The sequence below is a fragment of the Streptomyces sp. NPDC055013 genome, from assembly GCF_053608645.1.
Genome location: NZ_JBSGVW010000002.1, coordinates 88,310 through 103,342, shown reverse-complemented (window position 1 = coordinate 103,342; position 15,033 = coordinate 88,310). Strand labels below are relative to the sequence as shown.

11 protein-coding genes are annotated in these 15,033 nt (G+C 70.9%); 9 read left to right on the top strand and 2 right to left on the bottom strand.

Annotated features, from left to right (window positions below; genetic code table 11):
- The first annotated feature begins 12 nt into the window (after positions 1-12).
- The 8 genes from tal to ACWGDB_RS03100 all read left to right on the top strand — a co-directional run bounded on the left by tal (position 13) and on the right by ACWGDB_RS03100 (position 11,292).
- Positions 13-1,161: a transaldolase gene (gene tal, locus ACWGDB_RS03135; RefSeq protein WP_453820825.1), complete on the top strand. Its 1,149-nt coding sequence runs from the start codon at positions 13-15 to the stop codon at positions 1,159-1,161.
- Positions 1,158-2,693 (top strand): glucose-6-phosphate dehydrogenase, encoded by a 1,536-nt coding sequence (gene zwf / locus ACWGDB_RS03130; RefSeq protein ID WP_453820824.1) that lies wholly within the window; start codon positions 1,158-1,160, stop codon positions 2,691-2,693. Before tal ends, zwf begins: the two co-directional genes overlap by 4 nt.
- Positions 2,690-3,625 carry a glucose-6-phosphate dehydrogenase assembly protein OpcA gene (gene opcA / locus ACWGDB_RS03125; protein WP_328421110.1) on the top strand — a complete coding sequence of 312 codons (936 nt, stop codon included), beginning with the start codon at positions 2,690-2,692 and terminating at the stop codon, positions 3,623-3,625. The genes zwf and opcA overlap by 4 nt, the downstream gene beginning before the upstream one ends.
- Before the next feature lie 4 nt (positions 3,626-3,629).
- Complete coding sequence (gene pgi, locus ACWGDB_RS03120; protein ID WP_453821069.1) at positions 3,630-5,312, top strand: glucose-6-phosphate isomerase; 1,683 nt, start codon at positions 3,630-3,632, stop codon at positions 5,310-5,312.
- Between the two features lies 1 nt (position 5,313).
- Positions 5,314-6,192: a phosphogluconate dehydrogenase (NAD(+)-dependent, decarboxylating) gene (gnd, locus tag ACWGDB_RS03115; protein WP_453820823.1), complete on the top strand. Its 879-nt coding sequence runs from the start codon at positions 5,314-5,316 to the stop codon at positions 6,190-6,192.
- Between the two features lie 6 nt (positions 6,193-6,198).
- Complete coding sequence (locus tag ACWGDB_RS03110) at positions 6,199-6,786, top strand: histidine phosphatase family protein (RefSeq protein WP_453820822.1); 588 nt, start codon at positions 6,199-6,201, stop codon at positions 6,784-6,786.
- A gap of 114 nt (positions 6,787-6,900) precedes the next feature.
- Positions 6,901-9,762: a peroxidase family protein gene (locus tag ACWGDB_RS03105; protein WP_453820821.1), complete on the top strand. Its 2,862-nt coding sequence runs from the start codon at positions 6,901-6,903 to the stop codon at positions 9,760-9,762.
- Between the two features lie 63 nt (positions 9,763-9,825).
- Complete coding sequence (locus ACWGDB_RS03100) at positions 9,826-11,292, top strand: membrane-associated oxidoreductase (protein ID WP_453820820.1); 1,467 nt, start codon at positions 9,826-9,828, stop codon at positions 11,290-11,292.
- 10 nt (positions 11,293-11,302) lie between these two features.
- Here the strand turns inward: ACWGDB_RS03100 and ACWGDB_RS03095 are convergent, their stop codons facing one another.
- Both ACWGDB_RS03095 and ACWGDB_RS03090 read right to left on the bottom strand, forming a co-directional pair.
- A complete protein-coding gene (locus ACWGDB_RS03095) occupies positions 11,303-13,120 on the bottom strand; it encodes a bifunctional sugar phosphate isomerase/epimerase/4-hydroxyphenylpyruvate dioxygenase family protein (protein WP_453820819.1) in 1,818 nt (605 codons plus the stop codon).
- A gap of 39 nt (positions 13,121-13,159) precedes the next feature.
- Positions 13,160-14,047, bottom strand: coding sequence for a shikimate dehydrogenase (locus ACWGDB_RS03090; protein ID WP_453820818.1), 888 nt, complete (start codon positions 14,045-14,047; stop codon positions 13,160-13,162).
- A 169-nt stretch (positions 14,048-14,216) separates the two neighbouring features.
- Between ACWGDB_RS03090 and ACWGDB_RS03085 the strand changes: the two genes are divergently transcribed.
- Positions 14,217-14,882: a TetR/AcrR family transcriptional regulator gene (locus tag ACWGDB_RS03085; protein WP_328878046.1), complete on the top strand. Its 666-nt coding sequence runs from the start codon at positions 14,217-14,219 to the stop codon at positions 14,880-14,882.
- Positions 14,883-15,033 lie beyond the last annotated feature (151 nt).

The window sequence follows — 15,033 nt, the reverse complement described above, 5'->3', positions numbered from 1 at the left end:
GCCAGAAAGAAGATGATCACTGTGACCACCGAAGCAGCCGCGACCGCGGGCAGCCTCGAGCGCCTTGCCGACGAAGGCGTCTCGATCTGGCTGGACGACCTGTCGCGCAAGCGGATCGAGTCGGGCAACCTCGCCGAACTGATCGCGAACAGGAACGTCGTGGGCGTCACCACCAACCCGTCCATCTTCCAGGCCGCCATCGGCTCCGGTGAAGGCTACGAGGAGCAGCTCGCCGATCTGGCGGTGCGGGGCGTGACGGTCGACGAGGCCGTGCGCATGATGACGACCGCCGACGTGCGGGCCGCCGCCGACATCCTGCGGCCCGTGTACGACGCGACGGGCGGCCGGGACGGCCGGGTCTCCATCGAGGTCGACCCGCGTCTCGCCCACGACACGGCGGCCACGATCGCCGAGGCCCGCCAGCTCGCCTGGCTGGTCGACCGTCCCAACGTGATGATCAAGATCCCGGCGACCAGGGCGGGCCTGCCGGCCATCACCGAGGTCATCGCCCAGGGCGTCAGCGTCAACGTCACGCTGATCTTCTCCCTGGAGCGCTACCGCGAGGTCATGGACGCCTACCTCGCCGGTCTGGAGAAGGCCGCCGCGAACGGCCTCGACCTTTCCGCCATCCACTCCGTGGCGTCCTTCTTCGTCTCCCGCGTCGACTCCGAGATCGACAAGCGGCTCGCGGCGCTCGGCACGGACGCGGCCCTCGCCCTCAAGGGCCGGGCGGCGCTCGCCAACGCCCGGCTCGCCTACGAGGCGTACGAACTGGCCTTCACCAGTGACCGCTGGACCGCCCTCGGCGGTGCCCGGGCCAACAGGCAGCGTCCGCTGTGGGCCTCGACCGGCGTGAAGGACCCGGCGTACAAGGACACCCTGTACGTGGACGAACTGGTCGCGCCCGGCACCGTCAACACCATGCCCGAGGCCACCCTGAACGCCACCGCCGACCACGGCGGGATCACCGGCGACACGGTGACCGGAGGCTACGCGCAGGCCCGTGCCGACCTGGCCGCCGTGGAGGCGCTCGGCATCTCCTACGACGAGGTGGTCACCCGGTTGGAGGACGAGGGCGTCGCCAAGTTCGAGGTGGCGTGGCAGGACCTGTTGGACGCCGTGCAGAAGTCGCTCGGCAGCAAGGGAGCTGACGCAGAATGACCGCCGACTGGGACTGGGACAACCCCCTGCGCGACCCGCGCGACCGCCGTCTGCCGCGCATCGCGGGCCCGTCCGGGCTCGTCATCTTCGGTGTGACCGGCGATCTGTCCCGCAAGAAGCTGATGCCGGCCGTGTACGACCTCGCCAACCGCGGCATGCTGCCGCCGGGTTTCTCACTGGTCGGGTTCGCCCGCCGGGACTGGGAGGACCAGGACTTCGCGCAGGTCGTGCACGACTCGGTGCGCGAGCACGCCCGTACGGAGTTTCGCGAGGAGGTCTGGCAGCAGCTCGCCGAGGGCATGCGGTTCATCCCGGGTGACTTCGACGACGACGAGGCGTTCAAGCAGCTGCGTCAGACGGTCGACGAGCTGGACACGGCCCGCGGTACGAGCGGCAACTACGCCTTCTACCTCTCCGTACCGCCGAAGTTCTTCCCGAAGGTCGTGCAGCAGCTGAAGAGGCACGGCCTGGCGGACGCCCCGGAGGGGTCCTGGCGGCGGGCGGTCATCGAGAAGCCGTTCGGCCACGACCTCGCGAGCGCCCGTGAGCTGAACGCGATCGTGCACGACGTGTTCGACCCGGAGCAGGTCTTCCGGATCGACCACTACCTGGGCAAGGAGACCGTCCAGAACATCCTGGCGCTGCGGTTCGCCAACCAGATGTTCGAGCCGATCTGGAACCGGTCGTATGTCGACCATGTGCAGATCACGATGGCCGAGGACATCGGCATCGGCGGCCGGGCGGGCTACTACGACGGCATCGGCTCGGCACGTGACGTCATCCAGAACCACCTTCTCCAGCTGATGGCGCTGACCGCGATGGAGGAGCCGGCCGCCTTCGACGCCGGATCGCTGCTCACCGAGAAGCTGAAGGTGCTCAAGGCCGTCAAGCTGCCCCAGGACCTGGGCAGGCACACCGTGCGCGGGCAGTACGCGGCGAGCTGGCAGGGCGGCGAGCAGGTCGTCGGCTACCTCCAGGAGGACGGCATCGACGCGCGGTCGAAGACCGACACGTACGCCGCCGTCCGGCTGAACGTGGACAACCGGCGCTGGGCGGGGGTGCCGTTCTACCTGCGCACCGGCAAGCGGCTGGGGCGGCGGGTCACCGAGATCGCGGTCGTCTTCCAGCGGGCGCCGCACTCGCCGTTCGACTCGACCGCCACCGAGGAGCTCGGCCAGAACGCCATCGTCATCCGCGTCCAGCCGGACGAGGGCGTGACGGTGCGGTTCGGCTCCAAGGTGCCGGGCACGTCCATGGAGATCCGGGACGTGACGATGGACTTCGCGTACGGCGAGTCGTTCACGGAGTCCAGCCCGGAGGCCTACGAGCGGCTCATCCTGGATGTCCTCCTCGGTGACGCCAATTTGTTCCCCCGTCACCAGGAAGTGGAAGAGTCCTGGAAGATCCTCGACCCGATCGAGGCGTACTGGGACACGCACGGCAAGCCGGCGCAGTACGCGTCCGGGAGCTGGGGACCCGAGGAAGCCGACGAGATGCTCGCACGAGACGGACGGAGCTGGCGCAGGCCATGAAGATCGACCTGAGCGACACCACGGCAAGCAAGATCAACAAGGCGCTGGTGAAGGGCCGCCGCGCGATCGGCACGCCGGCCGTGGGCATGGTCCTGACGATGGTCATCGTCACGGACGAGGAGAACGCCTACGACTCGATCAAGGCGGCCGAGGAGGCCTCCCACGAGCACCCGGCGCGCACCCTGGTGGTCATCAAGCGGCACGCCCGCACCCCGCGCGACCGCACCCGCTCGCACCTGGACGCCGAGGTCCGGGTGGGCGCCGACGCCGGCACCGGTGAGACGGTCGTGCTGCGCATGTACGGCGAGGTGTCCGACCACGCCGACTCGGTGGTGCTGCCGCTGCTGCTGCCGGACGCGCCGGTCGTGGTGTGGTGGCCGGTGGAGGCGCCGGAGAACCCGGCGAAGGATCCGCTGGGGGCGCTGGCACAGCGCCGGATCACCGATCTGTACACCACCGAGAACCCGCAGGCCGAGCTGGAGGCCCGCGCGCGCTCCTACGCGCCCGGCGACACCGACCTCGCCTGGACCCGGCTCACCCCGTGGCGCTCCATGCTCGCCGCGGCCCTGGACCAGGCCCGGGTGCCGATCATCTCGGCGGCCGTGGAGGCCGAGGCCGACAACCCGGCCGCCGAGCTGCTGGCCCGCTGGCTGGAGGCCCGCCTCCACGTCACCGCCGAGCGGGTCGTCACCGCCGGTCCGGTCGTCACCGGCGTGCGCCTGGGCACCGAGAACGGCGAGATCGTCATCGACCGCCCCGAGGGTCCGCTGGCCACGCTGACCCTGCCGGACCAGCCGCCGCGCACCCTCGCGCTGAAGGTCCGCACCACCTCCGAACTCATCGCCGAGGAGCTCAGGCGCCTCGACGCGGACGAGATGTACGCCGTCGCCCTGCGGGGCGAGGCCACCAAGGAGACCCCTGACCATGTCTGACCCGCTGTCCGACACACCCCGTCTCACCCAGCGCCCCGAGTGGGCGGCCCTGGAGGACCACCGCGAGGACGCGCTGCAGCGCCCGCGGCTGCGTGAGCTGTTCGCGGCCGATCCGTCCCGCGCCGAGCGGTACGTCGTACGCGTCGGTGATCTGCGCATCGACTACTCCAAGCACCTGATCAACGACGAGACACTCGCCCTGCTCCAGGAACTGGCCGCTGCCACCGACGTGTTCGGGCTGCGCGACGCGATGTTCCGCGGCGAGAGGATCAACGTCACCGAGGACCGGGCGGTGCTGCACACCGCGCTGCGGGCGCCGCGGGACGCGGTGATCGACGTGGACGGCGACAACGTCGTGCCCAAGGTGCACGCCGTGCTCGACAAGATGAGCGACTTCGCCGAGCGCGTCCGCTCCGGGGCGTGGACCGGCCACACCGGCCGCCGGATCCGCAACGTCGTCAACATCGGCATCGGGGGCTCCGACCTCGGTCCTGCGATGGCGTACGACGCTCTTCGCCCGTTCGCCGCACGGGAGTTGACGCTCCGGTTCGTGTCGAACGTCGACGGCGCCGACCTGCATGAGGCGGTGCGGGACCTGGACCCGGCGGAGACGCTGTTCATCGTCGCGTCCAAGACGTTCACGACGATCGAGACGATCACCAACGCCACGTCGGCCCGTTCCTGGCTGCTGGCCGGGCTCGGCGGCGAGGACAAGGCGGTCGCCAAGCATTTCGTCGCGCTGTCGACCAACGCCGAGAAGGTCACGGACTTCGGCATCGACCCGGACAACATGTTCGAGTTCTGGGACTGGGTGGGCGGCCGCTACTCCTACGACTCGGCGATCGGTCTGTCCCTGATGATCGCCATCGGCCCGGACCGCTTCCGGGAGATGCTCGACGGCTTCCACACCGTCGACGAGCACTTCCGCACCGCACCCGCCGAGGCCAACGCCCCGCTGATCATGGGCCTGTTGGGCATCTGGTACGGCAACTTCTGCGCCGCCGAGTCCCATGCGGTGCTGCCGTACTCGCACTACCTGTCGAAGTTCACGGCCTATCTCCAGCAGCTGGACATGGAATCCAACGGCAAGTCGGTGGACCGGGACGGACAGGTCGTGGGCTGGACGACCGGGCCGGTGGTCTGGGGCACGCCCGGCACCAACGGGCAGCACGCCTACTACCAGCTGATCCACCAGGGCACCCGGTTGATCCCGGCCGACCTCATCGGCTTCGCCCGGCCGGTCGCCGAGCTGAGCGACGAGCTCAAGGCGCAGCACGACCTGTTGATGGCGAACCTCTTCGCCCAGGGCCAGGCGCTCGCCTTCGGCAAGACCGCCGACGAGGTCCGCGCCGAGGGCGTGCCCGAGGAGCAGGTCCCGCACCGCACCTTCCTCGGCAACCACCCCACCACCACGATCCTCGCCCCCGAGCTGACCCCGTCGGTCCTCGGCCAGCTGGTCGCCCTCTACGAGCACAAGGTGTTCGTCCAGGGCGCCGTCTGGAACATCGACTCCTTCGACCAGTGGGGCGTCGAGCTGGGCAAGGTCCTCGCCAAGCGCGTCGAACCCGCCCTCACCGAAGGGGCCGAGGTTCCCGGTCTCGATCCGTCCACGGCCGCCCTCGTGGCCGCGTACCGCTCGCTCAAGAACGCATCGGACGCGCAGGGCGTCCAGGAGGAAGTGAACTGACATGCAGATCGGTCTTGTGGGTCTCGGCAAGATGGGCGGCAACATGCGCGATCGCCTGCGCAACGCCGGCCACACCGTCGTCGGCTACGACACCAACCCCGAACTGTCCGACGTCGCGAGCCTGGCCGACCTCGTCGACCAGCTCGACGCGCCGCGCACGGTCTGGGTCATGGTTCCGGCCGGCCACCCCACCCAGCTCGTGATCGACCAGCTGGGGAGCCTCCTCAAGCCGTACGACACGGTGGTCGACGGGGGCAACTCCCGCTGGACGGACGACGAGAAGCACGCCAAGGAGCTGGGCGCGCACGGCATCGGCTTCGTCGACGCGGGCGTCTCCGGCGGCGTGTGGGGTCTGAAGAACGGCTACGCCCTGATGGTCGGCGGCGAGAAGGAGTACGTCGACCGGCTCAAGCCGATCTTCGAGGCGCTCAAGCCGGAGGGGCCGTACGGCTACGTCCACGCGGGCAAGGTGGGCGCCGGGCACTTCGCGAAGATGGTCCACAACGGCATCGAGTACGCCATGATGCAGGCCTATGCCGAGGGCTGGGAGCTGCTGGAGAAGGTCGAGTCGGTGGACAACGTCCGGGAGGTCTTCCGCTCCTGGCAGGACGGCACGGTCATCCGCTCGTGGCTGCTGGACCTCGCGGTGAACGCCCTCGACGAGGACGAGCACCTGGAGAAGCTGAAGGGCTTCGCGCAGGACTCCGGCGAGGGCCGCTGGACCGTCGAGGCGGCCATCGACCACGCCGTGCCGCTGCCGGCGATCACCACCTCGCTGTTCGCGCGGTTCGCGTCCCGCCAGGACGACTCCCCGCAGATGAAGATGATCGCGGCGCTGCGCAACCAGTTCGGCGGGCACGCCGTCGAGTCGAAGGAGTAGCAGGCCTTGGGGGATCTCCTCCTGGTACGCCACGGTGAGACGGAGTGGAGCAGGTCGGGACAGCACACCAGCCGGACCGACCTGCCCCTCACCCAGGACGGCGAGGAACAGGCCAAGTCCCTGGCTCCGCTGCTGTCCGGCCGGGCCTTCTCACTGGCGCTGACCAGCCCGCTGCGCCGCGCGGTCCGCACGGCCGAACTGGCGGGCGTGACGGGGGCCGTACCGGACCCGGATGTCCGCGAGTGGGACTACGGCGGCTACGAGGGCGTCACCACCGTCGACATCCACCGCTCCCGCCCCGACTGGTACCTGTGGACCGACGGGGTGCCGCCCGGGCCGGACGGTCACCCCGGTGAGTCACCGGCCGAGGTGGGGGCCCGCGCCGACCGGGTGCTGGCCCGGGTGGACGTGGCACTTCTGGACGGCGACGTCATCCTTGTGGCGCACGGTCACTTCCTGCGGGTCGTCACGGCCCGGCGACTGGGCCTCGCACCGGCGGACGGGCGGCTGTTCCAGCTGGCGACGGGCACGGTGAGCCGCCTGTCGACGGAGCACGGGCGGCCCGTGATCGCGGACTGGAACAGCAGGCCGTAGGCCTGGGCCGCATCCGAAGCGGGCGTCAACCTCGCGTTCACTGCGGATGCGGCCCGGTGGGGTTGCTGGGATGCTGAGGGTCCCCGTACGCAGTCGTACGAAGGAAGACCTCCGATGACCGAGTCCGGGCAGCACGAGCAGCGCTACGAACGGTACGAGGGCGGCAGTCCCGAGGCGGAACGCCTGGTGTTCGAGCGGCTGGCGCGCGAGCTGATGGAGGTGCAGGCCAGGAACCGGCGGGCCGGGGGCGGCGACGTCACCCGCACCTTCCACGCCAAGGCGCCGGTGGCTGTGGAGAACGCGCGGCTGCGCTTCCACGACGACCTCCCGGCGGCGCTGCGCGTGGGGTTCGCCCGGCCCGGCGCCGAGTATCCGGCGACCGTACGGCTGTCCAACGCGAGCGGCATCCGGCAGGGCGACGGCTCGCCGGATCTGCGCGGGGCGGCCGTGCGCGTGCGGGTGTCGGAGGAGGATAGCCACGACCTGCTGGCGACCAGCCATCCCGTCTCCCACGCCCGCAACGCCCGGGAGTTCGTGGCCTTCGCCAAGGCGATGGCGGGCGCCCGCAGCCCGGTGCAGAAGGCGTTCGGGCTGTTCGTGAAGCTGCCGCTCGCCGTGGGGCTGGGCACCGCCAACCGGATGCGGCGCAATGTGCAGGCGGCTGCGCGGCACACCGTGGACTCGCTGGCCTACGAGACGTACTGGAGCCGGGGCGCGATGCTGTGGGGCGACGCGGGGCCGGTGCGGTTCCTGTTCCGTCCCGCGCCGGGCACCCCGCCGGGGCCCGCGCCGGACCGCCGGGACCCCGACTTCCTGCACCGTGAGTTCGCGCGCCGGCTGACGCAGGGCGCCGTCGAGTACGACCTGTGCGTGCAGCGGTTCGTGGACGAGCGGCACACACCGGTCGAGGACGCCTCGGTGGAGTGGACGGACGGGGTGGCGCCCGCGCTTCCCGTCGCCCGGCTCACGATCCCCGGCCAGGACCTGGACTCCGCCGAGGCGCGTGCGATCGCCCGCCGCATCGAGGACCTGAGGTTCAACCCCTGGTACACGACCGAGGAGTTCAGGCCGCTCGGCAACATCAACCGGGCCCGCAAGGCCGCGTACCAGGCGTCGAGCGCGCACCGGCTCGGCCTGCGGTTCGTCACCGAGGAGCCGGTCCGCAACAAGGTCCTCGGCCGTCCCGTCGAAGCGGCGTTCACACTGCTCAACCGGTATGTGCCCTGGCACCGGCTGCCGACGCAGCCGAGCCTGCTGAACCTGGTGTTCCTGCGCAAGGTGCTGCGCCGGCTGAACCTGATCGACACCGAGCCGCGCGAGGCGCCGCCCCAAGCCCAGCCGGTGCCCTCACCGGTCCCGGAGCGGCTGCGCGGCGAGCGGTCGTACGACGGGACGTACAACGATCTGTCGGCCCCGGGCATGGGCGCCGTCGGCGCGGCCTTCGGCCGCAATCTGGAGCCCGTCTTCCGTCCCGACCTCTTCGACACCCCGAACCCGGTCACGGTCAGCCGCCAACTCCTGTACCGCGAGAGCTTCCTGCCCGCGACCTCGCTGAACGTGCTGGCCGCGGCCTGGATCCAGTTCCAGGTGCACGACTGGGTCAACCACCGCCGCCACCGGCCGGGCGAGCGCAGTGTCGAGGTCCCGTTGCCGCCCGGCAGCGGACCGTGGCACAACACGCCCGGCGGGCCCGGCGAGAACGTGATGCGGTTCGCGGAGAACCAGGGCATCGAGGTGCCGGGCGGCCCGCCGATCCTGTTCGCCAACACCGCCTCGCACTGGTGGGACGGCTCCGAGGTGTACGGCGCCGACGAGCAGACCGCCCGCTTCCTGCGCGAGGCCGACGGGCGTGCCGAACTCCGCCTGGAGGACGGCCACTTGCCGAACGGCGGCAACGGCGGCCTGCCACTGACGGGCTTCAACGACAGCTGGTGGATGGGCCTCAGCGCCATGCACACGTTGTTCGCGCGCGAGCACAACGCGGTGTGCGCCGCGCTGCGGGCCGAGTATCCGACGATGGCCGAGGAGCGGATCCACCAGACGGCCCGTCTGGTGGTCTCGGCGCTGATCGCGAAGATCCACACGGTGGAGTGGACGCCGGCGATCCTCGCCACCGAGGCGATCGACATCGCCCTGCACACCAACTGGCAGGGTCCGCCGAGCAATTGGCTGAACCAGCTCGGGCTGTGGCTGTTCGAGTCGCACTCCCTGACCGGCATCCCCAAGACCCTGCCGGACCACCACTCCGCGCCGTACTCCCTCACCGAGGACTTCGTCACCGTCTACCGCATGCACCCGCTGATCCCGGACGACTTCGAGCTGTGCGAGCACCAACTCGGGCAGCGTCTGGAGACGGTGGGCTTCCTGGACATCCAGGGCGGCGCGGCGGAGGCGCAGATCCGCAAGACGGGGCTCGCGAACGCCTTGTACTCGTTCGGCATCGCCCACCCCGGCGCGATCGCTCTCCACAACTTCCCGCGCTCCTTGCAGCAGTTCGAGCGTGAGGGCGAGATCATCGACCTGTCGGTGGTGGACCTGGTCCGGACCCGGCGCCGTGGCGTCCCGCGCTACAACGACTTCCGCGAAGGGCTGCACAAGCCGCGCCTGCGTTCCTTCGAGGAGCTGACGGAGAACGCCGAGACGCTGGCGCGGCTGAAGGACGTGTACCGCTCGGTCGACGAGATCGACACCGTCGTGGGGCTGTTCGGGGAGAACCCGCCGACCGGGTTCGGCTTCAGCGACACCGCGTTCCGGGTGTTCATCCTGATGGCGAGCCGGCGTCTGCAGTCCGACCGCTTCCTCACGGTCGACTACCGGCCGGAGGTCTACACGCCGCTGGGCATCGACTGGGTCGAGCGGGGCGGCCTGAACTCCGTGATCCTGCGGCACTGTCCGGAACTGGCGGCGCTGCTGCCGCGCGGGGCGAGCGCGTTCGCGCCCTGGCGGGCGGTACGGCCGGCAAGTGGCTCTTCCTGAACGAGCCAGGGTGGAACGGCGGTGAGTTGACAGGTTCGACGGCCGGCGTCAGAGTCCCGGCTGATGGAGATCAACGATCTGACGCCGGCCGAGCGCGCGGTATGGGATGCCTTTCCCAAGGGCGCGGCTGTGGACTTCCGCGATGCGGAGGGGGAGAGCCCGGCCGGGGGCGCCGACTGGGGCCCTCAACGGACCGTCCGCGCCACGGTGTTGCGTGCCCTTCTGCTCGACGGCCCGACTCAGAGCGGTGAGGTGGCCGCCCTCAAGGTGGCGGGCGCGCGGATCACCGGTGTGCTGGACCTGCGGTACGCGACGGTGGACAGCATCGTGCGGCTCAGCCACTGCCACTTCGAGGACGTGCCCGATCTGTCCGGCGCCCAGCTGAAGTACCTCAATCTGACCGGGTCCCAGCTGCCGGGTCTGGCGTCCGCCCGGGTCCGGGTCGACGGTGGGCTGCGGCTCATGGGCTGCCGGTTCCAGGGGCCGGTACGGCTCGGCGGGGCGCAGGTCGCCGGGGCGCTGTATCTGGAGGGAACCGAGGTCACCGCGCCGGAGGGGACCGAGGGTCCGGTCCTCCAGCTCCACCAGGTGACCGTCGGGGAGGACGTGTGCGCGACCCGGCTGCGCACGCGGGGTGAGATCCGGTTGAACGGCGCCACGATCAGCGGCTCGCTCCGGCTGGAGAACGCCGAACTCCGTCATCCCGACGGCTTCGTCCTCAACGCCGAGGCCCTCCAAGTGGGCGCCAACGTCCTCGGCAGGCGCCTGAGCGCGCACGGCCGCATCGACCTGCGCGGCGCCCGCATTCCGGGCCGGCTCGACCTGCTGTACAGCCGGCTGTCCAACCCCGGCGGCACGGCGATGCGGGCGAGCAGCTGCGTCATCGGCGAGGTGTGGCTGCGTCAGGGCCCCCCGATCGAGGGCAGACTCAATCTGCGCCGCTCCCAGATAGAACACCTCAACCTGGACCCGGAGATGCTGCCGGACCAGGTCCGCCTCCTCGACCTCACCTACGTCTCCCTGACCCCGCACGTGCCGCCCGAGCACCGGCTGCCCATGCTGACGCGGGACGAGGACACCTTCGACCCGCACGGGTACGAGCAGTTGACCGCCGCCTACCGCCGGATCGGCGACGACGACGGCGCCCGGCTCGTCCAGCTGGCCAAACAGCGCCGCCACCGCACCACGCTCCCCTGGTACGGCCGTCTGTGGGGCCACGTCCAGGACGCCACCGTCGGCTACGGCTTCCGGCCGATGCGTGCCCTGGGCTGGCTGCTGTCCCTGCTCGCCGTGGGCTCCGTGGCGTTCGCGGTGCACACGCCGCCGGCCCTGAAGGCGGACGAGGCACCGCAGTTCAACCCGGTCTTCTACACGCTCGACCTGCTGCTTCCGGTGATCTCCTTCGGGCAGGAACCGGCCTTCGCCCCGGAGGGCGGGCAGCAGGCGCTGGCGTACGTCCTCGTCCTCACCGGCTGGATCCTCGCCACGACGGTCATCGCCGGCGTGACGCGGACCGTCAGCCGCCAGTAGGCCGGCGCGGTCACTGCGCGATGTGCTGCGCGGCCAGCCGCACGGGCGCGTTCTGGGCGCCGTAGCCCCGGTAGCCGTCCCGCTGCACCAGCTCGAAGAAGACCCGGCCGACCGTCATGGTGTAGCAGTGCCGGAACTCCCCGTACGCGTCACGGTCGTAGAGGATGCCCAGCTCGCGGTACGTCTCCAGCTCACCGTCCGCGAACTCGTACCGTGCCGCCAGGTCGTCGTGGTAGTTGGCGGGGATCGGCAGCAGCCGGCCGCCGGACTCCCGGAAGCGGCGGGCCGCGGTGACCACGTCGTCCGTGGCCAGGGCGATGTGCTGGGCGTGCACGGTGTCGTCCGTGGGAGCCGCGCCGACGCTCAGGGCGATACGGACGCTGCCGTCGGGGTTGGTGACGGCGCGGCTGCGCATCAGGCCGTACGGGTCGGCGACGTCGACGCTCTCCTGGGGGCGCAGGCCGAGGACGCTGCGGTGGAAGAGGGTCGCCTCGTCGAAATGATGCCAGGGCTGGACGAGAGCGAGGTGGTCGATGCGGGTCACTCCCGCATCCCCCGGGCTCTGCTCGGCGCCTCCTGTGCTCTGCTCGGCCTGCCCTGTGTCGGAGAAGTCGGCGCGCCAGTCCGGCAGTTCGGGCCGGCCCGTCGCGCAGAAGAAGAGTTCCGTGCCGTCGGGGGCCGCGACCGCGTCCAGTGGGGCGTCCTGCGGAGCGCGGCGGCGGGGCAGGACCGGGGCCAGGAGGGCCTCGGCGCGGTGGGCGGCGCCGGTCGGGTCCGGCGACTCCAGGCCGATCGCGGCGAGACCGGTGCCGTCCCGGCGTGCCGAGCCCTGGGTGTTGACCAGGACGCGGGCCTCGCCCTGCTGCCAGAGGTCGACCGGCTTGCTGCGGTGCCGTGCGGTGCGGGTGAAGCCGAGGGCGCCGAGTACGGCCGTGACCGGGCCGGCGTCCGGCGTGACGAGTTCGGCGAAGGCGACGCCGGTGGGGACGACGGGAGCCGGCGGCGTGGTCCGGCCGACCTCCTCCTGGAGGACCAGCAGGGAGCGGAGGGCGTCCACGGCGGTCGGGCCGGCCTCGGCCTGGCGGAAGACGTCGTTGAAGACCTCCAGGGAGAGCGGGCCGTCGTATCCCGTGTGCAGGACGTGGCCCACCAGTCCGGCGACGTCGAAGCCGCCCTGGCCGGGGAAGCAGCGGTAGTGGCGGCTCCACTGCAGGACGTCCATGGCGAGCAGCGGGGCGTCGGCGAGCTGGAGGAAGAAGATCTTTTCGCCGGGGATGTCCTCGATCCCCTCGAGGTCCTTGGGGTCGGAGCTGCGCGACAGGATGTGGAAGCTGTCCAGGCAGGTGCCGAGCGCGGGGTGGTCCGCGGTCTCGACGATGCGCCAGGCGTGGTCGTACGTGTTGACGTGCCGGCCCCAGGCAAGCGCCTCGTAGGCGACACGGATGCCGAAGTCCTGCGCCAGGTCGGCGAGTTGACCCAACTGCTCGGCGGCGAGCGCGTCGTCGTCCACCGCGCGCGGGTGCACGCTGGAGCAGACGAGGACGGTGTCGGCGCCGAGCCGCCGCATCAGCTCGAACTTGTGCCGGGCCCGACGCAGGTTGCGGGCGAACTCGTCGGCGGGCACGGCCTCGATGTCCCGCATCGGCTGGTAGAGGTCGACGGTGAGGCCGAGGTCGGCGCAGCGGGCGCGGATCTCCTCGGGGGTGAGGGGGCTGGCCAGCAGGTCGTTCTCGAAGATCTCCACACCGCCGAAGCCGGCCCGGGAGGCGGCCGTGAGCTTCTCGGTGAGGGATCCGCTGAGGGAGACGGTGGCGATGGACGTACGCATGCCGGTACCTCTTCTCCTGGCTCTCGCTGTTCCTGGCTCTTACTGGCTCGGGGTTCCCACGGCGTCCGCCAGCTCGGCGATGTCCGCGAGCATGCGCACGCTGTCGGGCTCACGTCCGGTGAACAGGCGGAAGGCGTCGGCGGCCTGGAAGACGGCCATGCCGCCGCCGTCGAGGGTGGCGCACCCGAGCGAGCGTGCCGTGCGCAGCAGTTCCGTCTCCAGCGGGCGGTAGACGACCTCGGCGACCCACAGTCCCGGGTGGAGCAGCTCGGCCGGCAGGGGCATCCCGGGGTGGGCGGCCATGCCGGTGGGGGTGGCGTGCACCAGGCCGTCGGCGTGGGTCAGCAGTGCGGGCAGCGCGTCGAGGGCGGCGCCGGCCGCGCGGCCCGCGCCGAAGTGCCGGTTCAGGGCGGCGGCGAGATCGGCGGCACGGTCGGCCAGCGCGTCGACCACGGTGACCCGCTCGGCGCCGAGGGTCAGCATGGCGTGCGCGACGGCCGCGCCCGCGCCTCCGGCGCCGAGCTGGACGACCTGCTCCAGCGGTACGTCGGGCAGGCCCCGCGCGAAGGAGGCGGCGAAGCCGGTGACGTCCGTGTTGTGGCCGACGGACCGGCCGTCCTCGAAGACGACGGTGTTGACCGCGCCGAGCGCCTCGGCCTGCGGGGCGAGCGCGTCCAGGTGCTCGATGACGAGCTGCTTGCACGGGTGCGTGATGTTGAGCCCGTCGAAGCCCAGGTCGCGCGCCGCCCGCAGCAGGTCGCCCACCGCCTCCGGCGGGACCCCGAGCACGTCGATGTCGATGAGCCGGTACAGGTAGCGCAGGCCCTGCCGGTCGGCCTCCCTCTCGTGCAGCGCCGGGCTGAGCGACGGACCGATGCCGGAACCGATCAGCCCGACGAGATACGAGTCGTTGGCGTCCTTGGCCACCGGGAGACCTCCTGAGCGGCTCACTAATGTACGAACTGGTGAGTTAGTAATAGCAGCCGAACCGGAGCTTGGGAAGCCCTGACCCGGCGCACGGAGCGGCCGGGCTTCTACAATCACCGGCACGCGGGTGGGCCACCGGGGCGCGCTCACCCCTCGCCGAAGGAAGCCGATGACCAGCGTCGAAGAGCCGGCACGCAGCAACGGGCGGATCCGTGACGCCGCCCGCACCCAGGCCGAGATCCTCGACGTCGCGACGCAGGAGTTCGCCCGCGCCGGTTACGACGGCGCCCGCGTGGACGAGATCGCCGCCCGCACCCGGACCACGAAGCGGATGATCTACTACTACTTCGGCGGCAAGGAACAGCTGTTCACGGCCGTGCTGGAGCGGGCGTACGGCGTGATCCGAGAGGCCGAGCAGGAGCTCGACGTCGAGCATCTGGACCCGGTCGCGGCCATCCGCCGGCTGGCCGAGGTGACCTTCGACCACCACGAGCAGCACCCGGACTTCATCCGCCTGGTCAGCATCGAGAACATCCACGGGGCCGAGCACATCGCCGCCTCGGAGAAGCTCGGCAAGATCGGCTCACCGGCCCTGGACGTGATCCGCCGGATCCTGGAGTCGGGACAGCAGTCCGGCCTGTTCACGGCCGACGTCGACGCCGTCGACCTGCACGCGATGATCAGCTCCTTCTGCTTCTTCCGGGTCTCCAACCGGCACACCTTCGGCGCCCTGTTCGGCCGCGACCTGGTGGACCCGGCCCAGCGCGAGCACTACCGGGCGATGCTCGGCGACATGGTGATCGCCTATCTGACGGCGGAGCGCGCGGCCGACTGAGGCGACGGGCCCAGCAGCGGACCGAGGTTCGTACGGCAGCACCTCTTGACACCCGGGAAACGTCGGCGCAACATCCGTAGCCACCGCTACTAACTACCCAGTGGGTTAATTAGCCGGGATCCGGCACTTCTCCCCCTTCCCTGGTAGTCCC